General features: G+C 58.6%; 7 protein-coding genes and 1 tRNA gene. All 8 read left to right on the plus strand.

Annotated elements, in window-relative coordinates; all coding sequences use genetic code 11:
- Positions 1-2 precede the first annotated feature (2 nt).
- The 8 genes from AC24R4_RS18455 to pglZ all read left to right on the plus strand — a co-directional run bounded on the left by AC24R4_RS18455 (position 3) and on the right by pglZ (position 14,244).
- Positions 3-503 carry a ClpXP protease specificity-enhancing factor gene (locus AC24R4_RS18455; RefSeq protein ID WP_092602079.1) on the plus strand — a complete coding sequence of 167 codons (501 nt, stop codon included), beginning with the start codon at positions 3-5 and terminating at the stop codon, positions 501-503.
- A 52-nt stretch (positions 504-555) separates the two neighbouring features.
- Positions 556-631: transfer RNA gene (locus tag AC24R4_RS18460), tRNA-Thr, on the plus strand.
- A 385-nt stretch (positions 632-1,016) separates the two neighbouring features.
- Positions 1,017-1,544, plus strand: coding sequence for a BREX-3 system P-loop-containing protein BrxF (gene brxF, locus AC24R4_RS18465; RefSeq protein WP_487523450.1), 528 nt, complete (start codon positions 1,017-1,019; stop codon positions 1,542-1,544).
- A 17-nt stretch (positions 1,545-1,561) separates the two neighbouring features.
- Positions 1,562-5,287, plus strand: coding sequence for a DUF6079 family protein (locus AC24R4_RS18470; RefSeq protein ID WP_487523451.1), 3,726 nt, complete (start codon positions 1,562-1,564; stop codon positions 5,285-5,287).
- A gap of 3 nt (positions 5,288-5,290) precedes the next feature.
- Positions 5,291-6,643: a hypothetical protein gene (locus AC24R4_RS18475; RefSeq protein ID WP_487523452.1), complete on the plus strand. Its 1,353-nt coding sequence runs from the start codon at positions 5,291-5,293 to the stop codon at positions 6,641-6,643.
- Positions 6,644-6,668: 25 nt separating this feature from the next.
- Positions 6,669-9,446 (plus strand): DNA methyltransferase, encoded by a 2,778-nt coding sequence (locus AC24R4_RS18480; protein WP_487523453.1) that lies wholly within the window; start codon positions 6,669-6,671, stop codon positions 9,444-9,446.
- Between the two features lie 98 nt (positions 9,447-9,544).
- The gene (locus tag AC24R4_RS18485) at positions 9,545-12,253 is read left to right on the plus strand and encodes a DEAD/DEAH box helicase (protein ID WP_487523454.1); all 2,709 of its coding nucleotides are present in this window, start codon (positions 9,545-9,547) and stop codon (positions 12,251-12,253) included.
- On the plus strand, positions 12,250-14,244 hold the full coding sequence (gene pglZ, locus AC24R4_RS18490; RefSeq protein WP_487523455.1) for a BREX-3 system phosphatase PglZ: 1,995 nt from the start codon (positions 12,250-12,252) through the stop codon (positions 14,242-14,244). Before AC24R4_RS18485 ends, pglZ begins: the two co-directional genes overlap by 4 nt.
- The last annotated feature ends 2 nt before the right edge of the window (positions 14,245-14,246 follow it).

A 14,246-nucleotide genomic window follows, 5' to 3' on the forward strand; every position in this document is an offset into this window, starting at 1 on the left:
TAATGCCAGAAACTTCCACCAAGCCCTACCTGATCCGCGCCATTTACGAATGGTGTACCGATAACGGCTTCACGCCGTATATCGCAGTCTTTGTCGACGGCAACACCAACGTGCCGCGCGAGTTCGTAAAGAACAACGAAATCGTGCTGAACGTGAGCTTCGACGCGACCAGCGGCCTGGACATGGGCAACGAGTGGATTACCTTCAGCGCACGCTTCGGTGGCGTTTCGCGCAAGATCGACGTGCCCGTGGAAAACGTGCTGGCGATCTATGCGCGCGAAAACGGCCAGGGCATGGCATTCCCGGTGGAACGCAGCGTCCCCGAAACCCAGGCCGCCACCGAACGCGAAAACAACCCGCCCCCCAAACTGGCCCCGGTAGACGCCGACACGCCAGCACCGGTCACGGCGGAAGAGGGCGCAGACGGCTCGGACGACGACCCGAACCCGCCGCCCGTCCCCCGCATCGGCGGCAAGAAGCCCTCCCTGAAAGTGGTCAAATAAGCCATCGCCAAGACACACCGCATGCAGTAGAATCGCGGTCTGCACCAAACATGCCGGCTTAGCTCATCAGGTAGAGCAGTTGATTTGTAATCATCAGGTGGCGGGTTCGAGTCCTGCAGCCGGCACCAAATAAATCAAGGGGTTACAGCATCCTACGCTGTAACCCCTTGTCCGTTTTTGCTTTCATGTAATCACTATGTAAGCGGTTCTCGTCAACTGCTGGCCCCATCAGCGCGACCGCGTGGGGCGCGCTGATGTTTAGTGATTATTAGGTGGGGGCGCGCTCGGATGCCCATCAGTTCCTAACCAAGTTTGTCTTCATAGAAGAAAAACTTTCCGGAGGCTCGCTCGGCTGGTTCCCAGCTGTTCCCGTGCATGCCACTCCGCACCATCGCAAAAATCAAAGCTCAGAGGTTCCAAGTTTGAGGGAGGCTGCATGTCGAACGTAGCGCTTGCAATTACGGCGCTTGTAGTTCTCATGAAGCAACATGTCCGCAAATCAAAAGTAGATCCATGGACATGCTCTATCGCAAACCGTATGCTCCACGGAGCATATGGAAGGAGGTGTGCGTGATCGAAAAGCTAGAGCGTCTAGTCGATGAAGTTGGGGCACTCCACAGCAAGCTCATCCTGCTTATCGGGCCGCCCCACTCTGGCAAGACGGCACTGCTGCAAGCCCTCGCAGCAAAAAGGGACGTCAAGCCGTTAAATGTAGGGGCTGAATTGGGTGGTCGTTTAACTGGCATGCCGCAAAGGAACCGCCCCCTGCAGACGACAACGATCCTGCGTGAGTTGGTGGATCACCATACCACTGGTGATTTGCTGCTGCTAGACAATATCGAGCTCCTTTTCGATCGATCGCTCCAGCTTGATCCACTCGAATCGTTGAAACGTCACGCACACGCAAAATGCGTCGTGGCTGTTTGGCCAGGTGAGTTGCAGGGCGACTCAAGAGCCGGCCGGCTCACATACGCCGGCTTGGGGCATCCAGAACACCAGGACTACAGCCTTGCTGGTTTGGTCCCCTTTGAAATCCAGTAATAGGGAGAGAGGAAGGCATGCGCTACGGCGATCTCATTCAATTCGAACCGATCGAGTCGGTCATCCAATTGCTCGACGCCAATCGTCCGGACGAGGCTAAAAAGCTTGTCGCGACCTACGTCATGTCGGATGACATGGCCGAGCGAATCGCCAAGCTAATGATTCCGCAACTCTCCTTCGACGAGTCTGTGGACCACATGGGCGTGCTGGTGGTCGGCAACTACGGCACGGGTAAATCGCACATGATGTCGGTGCTGTCCCTTGTTGCTGAGGACGCAGCCTACCAACCCATGATCCGCCATCCCAAAGTTGCGGAAGCAGCGAAAAAAATCGCGGGCAAATTCAAGGTCCACCGTATCGAGATCTCCAGCCAGATGTCGCTGCGGGACATCATCACTCAAGAGCTTGAACTCTTCCTTGAAGAGAACGGTGTCACCTACTCGTTTCCGGCCGCCGACAAGGTGGTCAACAACAAGGCGGCGTTCGAAGAGATGATGGCCGCTTTCGCCGAGGTACACCCCAACCACGGCGTTCTCTTGGTGGTCGACGAGTTTCTCGACTATCTGCGATCCCGCAAGGATCACGACCTGGTTCTGGACCTGTCGTTCCTACGTGAGATCGGTGAGGTCACCAAGCACCTGCGTTTCCGTTTCGTGGCCGGCGTACAGGAAGCCATCTTTGACAGCAACCGGTTCCAGCATGTCGCTGACAGTCTGCGTCGCGTTAAGGACCGCTTCACCCAAGTGTTGCTGGCTCGGCAAGATGTCAGTTTCGTCGTCGCCGAGCGTCTGCTAAAGAAAACTGCAGACCAGCAAAACAAGATTCGGATCTACCTCACAAAGTTCGCCAAGTTCTACAGCTCGATGAACGAGCGCATGGACGAGTACGTGCGGCTATTCCCCGTTCATCCTGAGTACATTGGCACCTTCGAGCGGCTGATCTTCACTGAGAAGCGCGGCGCTCTGGTCACCCTGCGTGACCAGATCCAGGCCGTCCTGAGCCACGAGGTTACCAACGATCGCCCAGGGCTCATTGGATACGACAAGTTTTGGGACAGTGTGACGTCCAACTCTGTGCTGCGCTCCGACCCCAGCATCGGCCCTGTTCTGAAGGTATCTGAGGTACTGGCTGAGCGGGTACTGAAGGCCTTTACTCGTCCGGCTTACAAGCCTATGGCGCTGCGCGTGATCGCTGGTCTGTCGGTACATCGGCTCACCACGGGCGGAGACATCTACGTACCGGTCGGGCCAACCGCTGCCGAGCTGCGCGACACGCTGTGCCTGTACCAGCCCGGTATTGAAGACATGGGCGGTGACCCGGCCGACGATCTGCTCACCGCTGTCCAGACCACCCTGCGGGAGATTGTCAAAACGGTCAACGGCCAGTTCATCTCCAAGGCTCCGGACACCGAGCAATACTACCTCGACCTCAAGAAGGACGTGGACTACGACGCGCAGATCGAAAAGCGTGCCGAGGCCTTGTCGGACGACGCACTGGACCGCGCCTATTACGGCGCGATAAAGCAGTTGATGGAACGCACCGACGAAAGCACTTACGTCACCGGACATCAGATCTGGCAATACCAGATTGAGTGGCAAGACCGTCGAGTCGACCGCAATGGCTACCTGTTCTTTGGTGCCCCGAACGATCGGCCAACCGCCCAGCCAGAGCGTGATTTCTATGTCTATTTTGTCCAGCCCTTCGAGCCGCCACGTTTTCGCGACGAGAACAAGTCGGATGAGGTGTTCGTCCGCCTAAAGGGCCTGGACGACGCCATCAAGCGCCACCTCGCCTTCTATGCGGCTGCTCAGGACCTTGCTTCCACCGCCAGCGGCGGCGCAAAGTCCGTCTACCTGGACAAAGCCAAAGACGCGCTGCGCGACATGAGCAAGTGGCTGCAGGAAAAGCAGATGGCCGCGTTCGAGGTCACGTACCAGGGAAAATCCAAGCCCCTGCAGGAGTGGGCCAAAGGCGTCTCTATCCGCGACAAGCTGCGCTTGGGATCTGATGAGCGTGCCAACTTCCGCGACATCATCAACGTCGTCTCTGGCCTGGCGCTCAATCAGCAGTTTGCCGAAGTCTCACCTGAGTACCCGACGTTCCCGGTGCTCGTTACCGAGTCCAACCGCAAGCAGTTGGTGGGGAATGCGCTGAAAGCGCTCGCCGGTGGCACCCGCACCAAGGACGCCAATGCCGTGCTCGACGCGTTGGAGATGCTAGATGGCGACCGCATCGATCCCGGCCGCTCACGGTACTCGCAAGAAGTATTGAGTCGCCTCAAGGCCAAAGGACATGGTCAGGTGCTCAACCGTAGTGAGCTGCTGAACGGACAAATCGACGTGGAGTACTTCCACCCCGTTAAGTTTCGGTTGGAGCCTGACCTGCTGGTAGTAGTGCTGGGCGGCCTCGTTTACTCCGGCGATATCGTCTTGGCGATCACTGGCGACAAGATCGACTCCGGCAAGATTACCCTGTTGGCCGAGCGCGGCCTCGAAGAACTCAAGCAGTTCAAGCATGTCGAAGCACCGAAGGAGATCAACGTCTCCATTCTGCGGTCGTTGTTCGAACTGCTTGGCCTTTCACCAGGCTTGGCGCAACTGGCCACACAAGGCTCCGAAGAACCCGTCAAGCAGCTTCTCGAGGCCGCCTCTAAGCTGGTCAGTCGAGTGTTGGCGGCAGGCACCGACATGCAGGGCAAGCTAACCTTCTGGGGCAAGCCTCTGCTCACGGACGACGAAATCCGTGACTGGCGCACCCGCCTTGAAGCACTCAAGACCTTCACCGAGGGTCTGACGCCGTACAACATGGTCGGCAAGCTGAAGAACCTGCGCATTGGTTCCGACGATATTGACTCCCAGAAGAAGAACCTCGAGGTCCTGGCCGCTGTAGAAAAACTGCTGGAGCTCGTGACGGAGTTGGGCAGTACGGCAGCCTACCTGTCACAAGCAGAGATGGTGCTGTCCAACGATCACGCTTGGATCAAGCAGGCGCAAAGCGTACGCAAGGAGATCCTAGACAAGCTGGCGCTGGACCGCAACGCACGGCATGCCACCGAATACCGACAGACCCTGGCCCAGCTCAAGAAGGACTACCTCAGCGCCTACATCGCTCAGCACAGCAAGGCACGCTTGGGCGTGCCGGAGGACAAGACCAAGTCCGCCTTACGCAAAGACTCCCGTCTTGTCGCGATGCGGGCCCTGGCCGGCATCTCCCTGATGCCGACCAGCCAGCTCTCTACCTTCGACGACAAGCTCGACAAGCTAAAGAGTTGCGCGTCTTTGGTGGAATCGGAGCTTTCTGCCAGCCCTTATTGCCCGCACTGCAGCTTCCGGCCTGCCAACGAGCAAGGAGACTTCCTGCCGGCCGCCAATGTCCTCAAGCAGCTGGATGAGGAACTGGACCGGTTGCTCGACGACTGGCAGCAAACGCTGCTCGATAACCTGGACGACCCGATCATTCAGGCCAACCTTGATCTGCTAAAGGCATCCGCTCGCGAGCTGATCAAGACGTTTGTCGCATCGAAAAAGTTGGCTGACCCCGTTACCCCGGACTTTGTCAGCGCCGTGCAGGAAGCCCTGTCAGGGCTGGAAAAGATCGGTGTTAGCGGCGACGACATCAAGAAGGCCTTGCTGCAAGGCGGCTCACCGGCGACGCCGGACGACCTCCGCAAGCGGTTCGAAGCCTTCCTGAATGACCGCTGCAAGGGCAAGGACGCTAGCAAGCTGCGGTTCGTGGTGGAGTGACGAATGGCCATGACAACCCACGGAGTGACTGACATCGATGTTCTTGCCCTTTCGGTACGCGACCGAGAGTCGCGTCGCCTCATTCTCGAAGCCATTACGGCATACCGGGGCGGCGCATTACGCTCCTCCATCATGTCGATCTGGATTGCTGTCGTTCATGACACTTTCTCAAAAGCCCGCGAGTTGGCAGCCCAGGGGGACCCTGCTGCTGCAGCTTTTGTAGGCGTTCTCGACGCAGCCATCGAGCACAAGAGCGTTTCCCAGATGCAGGCGATCGAACGCGATTTGCTCAACACAGCACGTACAGAGCTGCAGCTCGTCACTCAACATGAGTTTGACGTACTCAAGCGAATACAAGACGATCGGAATCTTTGCGCGCACCCAGCGTTCATCACCGAAGACGAATTGTTCCAGCCGGCACCTGACTTGGTCCGTTCTCACCTTGTTCATTCACTGCAATGCCTTTTGATTCACGCGCCGCTGCAGGGTAAGAGTGCGTTGAACCGAATACGAGGCGACATTCTCAGCCCTTCATACCCAGTCACGCGCGATAGCATTGGCACCTACGTGGCAGCCAAATATCTAAATCGGTCTAAGGATGCGTTGGTCTCGAACCTGGTGAAAGTCTTGCTCAAGGCCTTGTTCCTTCCGGATGGGCAAGACTTTTTTGCTAAGCGTAGGCAACTTGCCTGGACACTCAGCGAAGTCGCTACGTCCAAGACTGCCATTTTCGAAGAAGTGGCGCGTCCAATGGTCGCTACGTTTTTTGACGGTGTCGACGATCAGAGCCTCCTGCATTTGTGCGTGTACTTGGGCGCTGAGCCCAGAATTTGGGGGTGGCTATCGGAGCCGGCCCGCATGCGCGTGACTAAGCTTCTGGAGGACGCCGATGTGCCGACACTCAAGTCGTTCATGGCTTTCGATGCCTTTTCTGTTCCAGACTTGACTGACTTCTTATTGGCAAAGTTCTCTGGACTGGAACAAGAAGGCCAGATTGAGCTGATCTCCGATACGCCACGAAGAGAATTCGTAGGCAGGGCTATCGCAATCTATTCGTCAGCGGGCAATTACAGGTCAGCGGAAGTGCATGGCCAGGCTTTAGTCGTGCCGCTTGCCTCGTATTTCGCCGCGGAAGATGTCCAGCGGACGCTCGACGCCGTTTTAGGGAACAGCCAAATTTCGTATGCATCGAGTACGCCGGATGTGTTGCTTGAGGTCTTCAAGTTGACTCAACACCTACTTGAGACAACTCGCCCATATTGGCAACGTTTCGTTGATGAGATGACCGCCCAACACGGTGGAAAGATCGACGCGCATTACTCGTACCCAAACATCCGGGCAAAGCTTGCTGCCTGAAGTACAAAAAGCATTGGACTGACTGATGAATGACCTCTTCGGCCAACACCACAAGGAAAAACAGACGCCTGTTGAATGCCTTGGACAGACATTTGAAAGCGAGCGAACTCGACGCGAGCACTTCACGAAGCTCTTGGCTGAGAAGCTGAAAGATCCGGCGTTCCGCAAGATCGAAGGATTCCCCCAAGGCACGGATGAAGCCATTCTGGCGATGTCGGACCCGCCGTATTACACCGCATGTCCGAACCCGTTTCTTGAAGAGTTCGCGCGCCACTACGGCAAGCCCTACGACCCCAGCGTGAAGTACAGCCGAGAGCCGCAGACGATCGACGTATCGGTCGGCAAGACGGACCCACTCTACAAGGCGCACGCGTACCACACCAAAGTGCCGCATCTGGCGATCGTGCCATCCATCCTGCACTACACGGAGCCGGGCGACATCGTGCTCGACGGCTTTGGTGGCTCAGGCATGACTGGCGTTGCCGCGCAGTGGTGCGGATTAGCGCCTGCCACGTACCGCCACGAATTGGAAATGGAGTGGAAGAAGCAAGGCAAGTCCGCACCCAAGTGGGGCTCACGTCGAGTGATCCTCAACGACCTGTCGCCTGCCGCGACCTTCATCGCAGCGAACTACAACCTGCCGTTCGACGTTGAGGCCTTTGCAAAGGCGGGCAAGCAACTGCTCAAGGATGTGCAGCAGGAGCTTGGCTGGATGTACGAAACGACAGATAAGGACGGAAGAACGAAGGGCCGAATTGAGTACACCGTTTGGAGCGAGATATTTACCTGCCCGCATTGCGCTGGTGAGGTCAACTTTCTTGACGAAGCACTTGACGACGACAGCAAGCAGGTAAAAGGCACCTTCCCGTGCCCACACTGCGGAGCGGATCTGAACAAGGACAACCTCGATCGAGTGATGGAGTCGCGGGTCGACCCTGCCACCGGATTGGCGTGGAAACGTGTCAAATTTCGGCCTTCAATCATCTTTTATGACGTGGACGGGCAACGGCGGCAGAAGGTCCCCGATCAATTCGATCTTGCCGCACTTGAGCGCGTAGAAGCGCTGCCATTCCCGAACGGTCTTCCGACAACTAGATTTCCTATCGAGCAGATGTACCACGGCTCGCGAATTCAGCCCAAAGGGTTCGAGTGCATCCACCATTTATTTCTGCCACGCGCTGCTCACGCGATGGCGGCGCTTTGGAGGAAGGCAGAGGCGGAGCCGGATGCACGTACAAGGCAAATGCTCATCTTCTTTGTCGAGCAGGCGCTCTGGACGGCATCGCTGCTGAACCGATATAGGCCGACAGGTTTCTCACAGGTGAACCAATTCCTGACTGGCGTCTACTACGTCGCATCTCAACATGCCGAATGCAGTCCTTGGTACATCCTTGAAGGAAAGCTTGGGCGCCTCGCGAAGACCTTCCAGGCATTCAAGACTGAAGCAGGCCGAGCGGCAGTTACGACGGGTACGGCTGCCCGAATTCCGACATTGGATTCATCGATTGACTACATCTTCACAGACCCACCTTTCGGTGAAAACATTTACTACGCCGATCTCAACTTCCTTGTGGAGTCTTGGCACCACGTAACGACAGACGCGAAGCCGGAAGCCATCGTCGACAAATTTAAGAAGAAGGCGCTTCCAGAGTATCAGCACCTTATGCAGTGCTGCTTCGCCGAGTACTACCGCGTACTCAAGCCCGGGCGCTGGATGACCGTGGTCTTTTCCAACAGCAAAGCGGCGGTCTGGAACTCGATTCAAGTCGCACTGCAGCAAGCGGGCTTTGTGGTGGCCGAGGTCACGGCGCTCGACAAGGTGCAAGGAAGCTACCGCCAAGTCACCTCCACTACAGCGGTGAAGCAGGACTTGGTGATCTCGGCCTACAAACCAAATGGAGGCCTTGAGGATCGGTTCAATCAACACGGACCGAGCGTTGACTCGGCGTGGGACTTCGTGCAGACGCACTTGAAGCAGCTGCCAGCCGTCAAAGTTACGTCGGGCTACCCGCAGGAGTTGCAGGCCATCGTTGAACGCGATCCACGTCGCATCTACGACCGGATGGCGTCCTGGTTCATCCGCCACGGCACGATGGTGCCGATCTCAACGCGCGAGTTCCTGGCGGAGCTGCCGGTTCGATTCCGTGAGACGGATGGCATGGTGTTCCTGCCCGAACAACTCGTCGAGTACGAGAAGGCGCGTGCCCGCATTCCGCAGATTAAGCAAGCCGAGTTGTTTGTTTCCGACGAACGCAGTGCCATCGACTGGCTGACCAACTTCTTGCTCAAGCGTCCGTCTACGCGTTCAGAAATCCACCCGGAGTACATCCCACAGATCGGCTCGGCCAAGCGCAAGGGCGAGATCATCCCGGAGTTGGACCAGTTGCTGGAGGACAACTTCATCCAGTACGACGGCATTGGCGATGTGCCGAGCCAGATCCACAGCTACCTCTCCACCAATCACAAGGACCTGCGCAGCCTCGAAAAAAGCGCCCCTGCGCTCGTAGCTAAGGCAAAGGACCGCTGGTACGTGCCCGACCCAAACAAGGCTCAGGACTTGGAGAAGAAGCGCGAGAGGACGCTGCTCAGGGAATTCGAGACCTACAAGGCTTTCACGGGCCGCAAGATCAAGGAGTCTCGGCTTGAGGTACTACGCGCAGGCTTCCGTGCTGCGTGGGCTGCCAAGGATTACAAAACCATCATGAACGTGGCTAGCAAACTCCCCGAAGAAACCTTGCAAGAAGACGAGAAGCTGCTGCTCTGGTATGACCAAGCGCTCACGCGCATGGAGGCCGGGGCCTGATGGCAGGGAGAGGCCAGTCTTCAACTGGGCATGCGGTCGGCGCATGGTGCTGGCACGCGCGCCACGCCACGCCCTGCCGCGTGGTGGACAGGCAGGACATGTGGGGAGAAACCGCTTACCGCGTGTGGCTGCCCATCAAAGACGCGGTGGTGCGCGCGCGCTCGCAGGACTTGGCACAGCTCGATAGTATTCAGCCAACGGTCGAGCACATCCTCCACACTGCAGCGGCGGCCAAGTTGCTGGATGCTTTGGAAGACAACCTGCTGCTGGCGCCCATCCAGTCCAGCGTGGTCCCGTTGCCTCACCAGCTCTACGCGCTCAACCGCGCGATGAGCCAGCACCGCATTCGCTACCTGCTGGCAGACGAGGTGGGCCTGGGCAAAACCATCGAGGCCGGATTGATCCTGCGCGAGCTGAAGTTGCGCGGCATGGCCAAGCGCGTGTTGGTCGTCGCACCCAAGGGGCTGGTGCGCCAGTGGCAGGCCGAGATGCGTCTGCACTTCGGGGAGAAGCTGCAGTTCGTTGACCCGGCCGAACTCGCCACCTTCCGACAATGGCGCAACGATGAGGAAAACCTCTGGCGGCTGCACGACCAGGTAATCTGCTCACTGGACTCCGTCAAGCCGATTGAAGGCCGCAAAGGGTGGAGCCTTGAACAGCTGAACAACTACAACCGCGAGCGGTTCGAGGACCTGATTTCGGCGTCGTGGGATCTGGTGATCATCGACGAGTCCCACCGCATGGGTGGCAGCACCGACCAGGTGGCGCGCTACAAGCTGGGGGCTGCCCTGGCCGAAGCGGCGCCCTACCTGCTGCTGCTGTCGGCCACACCGCACCAGGGCAAGACCGACCAGTTCATGCGCCTGATGCAGTTGATTGACCGGGACTCCTTCCCGGATGAAGGCAGCGTTAGCCGAGATCGCGTGCGGCCGTTCGTCATCCGTACCGAAAAGCGCAATGCGATCGACGCGGAGGGCCAGCCGCTGTTCAAGCCTCGCGTCACGCGGCTCCAGGCCGTGGCGTGGCAAGACCGGCACGGCGCGCAGCAGCGGCTGTACGAGGCGGTCACCGACTATGTGCGCCATGGCTACAACCAGGCATTGGCGGCCAAGCAGCGGCACATCGGGTTCTTGATGATCTTGATGCAGCGGCTGGTGACGTCCAGCACTGCGGCCATCCGAACCACGCTGGAGAAGCGGCAGGCGTTGCTCAATGAGCCCCAGCCGCAGGCATCACTGTTTGATTCGACCGAGATGGACGAATGGGTAGAACTGGACGGCCAGAGCCAAGTGGACATCGCGGTGCAGACATCGGGCTGGGCACAAGAGAAAGCCGAAGTTGATCTTCTGTTAACGCTGGCCCGGGAAACCGAGGCTCAGGGCACGGACGCGAAGGCCGAAGCCCTGCTTGAACTGATCTACAAGCTGCAGCAGGAAGAGAACGCCCCGACCTTGAAGGTCTTGATCTTCACGGAGTTCGTGCCAACACAGGTCATGCTCGCGGGCCTTTTGGAAAGCCGTGGATTCTCGGTCGCCCTGCTCAACGGCAGCATGGACCTGGACACGCGCACCAAAGCGCAGCAGGCCTTCATGCGGGACGTTCGGGTACTGGTCTCGACCGATGCTGGGGGTGAGGGTCTGAACTTGCAGTTTTGCCATATCATCGTCAACTTCGACATGCCGTGGAACCCGATGCGGATCGAGCAGCGCATTGGCCGCGTGGACCGTATCGGCCAGCGCAGTGTGGTGCGAGCCATCAACTTCGTTCTCGAAGACACGGTGGAACACCGCGTCCGCCAGGTACTGGAGACCAAGCTCGAAGTCATCGCTCAGGAATTCGGCGTGGACAAAGCCTCCGATGTGATGGATTCGGTCGAGGCGGAGGCGTTGTTCGACGAGGTGTTCGTGCAGGGCCTGCAAGACCCAGGTTCGATCGACAAGGCGTGCGACGCAGTGATCAATCAGGTCCGTGACAAGGTGGCAGATGAACGCAAGAACAGCGACCTGCTGGCGGATGCCCATGCGCTGGATGCCGACGATGCCCGCAAATGGCGGGACCACCCGGCGCAGTTTTGGCTGGAGCGTGCCATCGCATCCGGTTTGGCGGCACGTGGCGGCAGTGCTGTGAAGACAGGGGACACATGGCACGTGAAATGGGTCGATGGAAGCGAGTCGGCCAAGCTTTGCTTTGACGCCAGGACGGCGGAGAGGAACCCAGACCTGGAATGGGTTACCTTGGAAGACCCTCGCGCCAGAGCGGTGATCAGTGAGCTATCCCGCTGCGTTGCTGGGCAGCCTTTGCCGGTGGTCAAGATTGCCGGCCTGCCTGAGGCTCTGCAGGGTGTCTGGTCACTCTGGAAGATCAGCCTTTCCGCAGAAGCTCTCAGCCGAAAGCGCTTCCTGCCAGTCTTTGTAACCGACGATGGAAGGACATTTGTGCCCACTGCTAAGCGCATCTGGGACCTGCTGTTGACTGAGGCAGTCGAGATCAAGGGGGCCATCACGACCGAGCAGGCTGTGCAATGGTTCGAGGTTTCCTTTACGGCAGCCAAGACTCAAGGCGAGCGCCTGTTCTCAGAACTGCTCGGGGAGCACCATGCACGGCTGAAGGAAGAGCGGGACCGCGCCAAGTACGCCTACGACGCGCGCTACCAGGCCATTGGTCGAATTGGATTGCCCGCTGTTCGCGAGTATCGCCGCAGCCGGCTTGACGCCGAACACCGGGCGCGGATGGCCTCGTTGGATGACGCAGAGGCCAGCGTGCCGGATCTCTTTGCCGTGATGATACTTCGGGTGGGGGCGGTATGAGCCTGTGGATTGACCGTATCCTCAAGGAATTTCCTGCAGACCTATCGCGTCTCTGGATTGCCGCCGACCCCGACGATGTGCTGTTGGATGAGCAGATATTGTCAGGTCTGCGAGAGCGCGGCTTCGAACTGATGCCATTTGAGGACTCAGTTGCGTTTCGTGCTGAATATGAGGATCGGTACCGTAGCGCTTGGGACCGGGGCGAAGCAGCGTCCGTCAAGGCTCTGGTGCTGCACCTGCGTGGCACCGACATGGGTGATTTGCCATGGGACTACCTGCGGCAGGCGCGCCGCGTGAGCCTGAGCCTTGCCAACCTGTTCCCGAGGCTCAGTTATCCCGTCGTTCGACAGATTGGCGCAGAGCACCATGAGGCGCTGTTCGCGGCGCAGGCGAAGCATGCATCGCAGGCCTTGGGTGAATCCGCGACGAAAGAGTTCGTCCTGACCCACATCTTCAAGATCAGTCCGCACCTTATTTCACGCTCTGAGGACCTGTGGCGAGAGTTGTTGCGGTTGCACTACCGCGACTCCGGTCTGCCATCGGTCCTGGTAGACCATGTTGCGCACGTGCTTGGGGACCATTCGGCGTTCAGGGATCTACCGATCAGCGAGCTTTTCGCATCGAAAGGCACGTTCCTTCGCGTCGTGCAGGACGCTTGGTACCGCTACCTGTCGCGTCATGGATTGACGGGAACGCATACAGGTGAGCCCATCCCAGCAGACTTCGTTGCCAAGGTCGACGTGCCATTTGAGCACCCTGACGTTCGGGCGCTTGTCGACTCCATGTTCCTGGATGGACTGCTTCACCCACTCGCTGTTCGGGACGCCGCTGTCAGTATCCCTGAGTGGGCGAAGGTGGGTATCGTTCAGGATCCGCTCGCACTAAGGGACCTGGTCGCCGAAGGCATCAAGGGCATTCTTCAGTCGCTGCCAACGATAGAATCGTCCCACCGCGACTGGGCCAACTTGTCCCGCCGATTTGGTGAGGTGCTTGCGCGGTTTCATGCCTTGGACACGGATTGTGCTGAGGGGGTGAAGGCCGGAATTGCAGAGCTGCAAGCCGCCACCGACGAGCGTCTGCGGCAATGGGTGGCAAAGCACTATGCCGACCTGCCATCGTTGCCAGTCGCCAAGGGGCCGGTCATGGTGCACCACGTGCCGCGCTTTCTTTCGATGCGGCGCGGTGCTGGCGAGGCCAAGATTGCCTTGCTGGTGTTCGATGGTCTTGCTGTCGACCAGTGGGTTCAGATCCGCGAAGCCCTGACCAAACGAGCCCCTAAGCTCGGGTTCGAGGAAAGCGCGTGCTTTGCCTGGCTCCCCACCCTGACGTCGGTATCCCGGCAGGCGCTTTTCTCTGGACTGAAACCAAGGGAGTTCGCCGACACGATCGAGTCCACTTCGCCGGAGCCGACGCAGTGGTCGCGGTTTTGGCATGACCAGGGGCTGCGCGCCAACGAAGTCATGTACCGCAAGGGCATCAAGCGAACGGATCAGCTGACGGATCTGGGTGCGAGCATCTCAGCGCCATCGATCCAGGTGGCTGGCATTGTGGTGGACACGGTCGATGAGATCGTGCACGGCGCTGTGTTGGGCAAGCGCGGCATCGCCGCCCAACTAGAGAGCTGGTGTGAGAGCGGCTTCGTTGATCAACTGTTCTCGCAGCTACTTGACAAGGGCTTCCACGTCTACCTGACTGCCGACCACGGAAATGTGGAGGCGGTTGGCCAGGGACGGCCCAACCAAGGGGTGGTCCCAGAGTTGCGTGGTGAGCGCGTTCGGACTTACCGCAGCGAGACCCTAGTGTCCGAGTCGGCTGCCGCAAATCCGAACACATACCGTCTCGATGTCGCTGGACTCCCGGCGAACTTCATGGCCTTATTCGCAGGCGGACGCGCTGCCTTCATGCAACAGGGAGAACCAGCCGTCGTCCACGGCGGCATATCGCTCGAAGAGCTGTTGGTGCCTTTCGTTAAAATTAGTTATGTGAGTTGAAC

The organism is Cupriavidus sp. CER-90, from assembly GCF_057652055.1.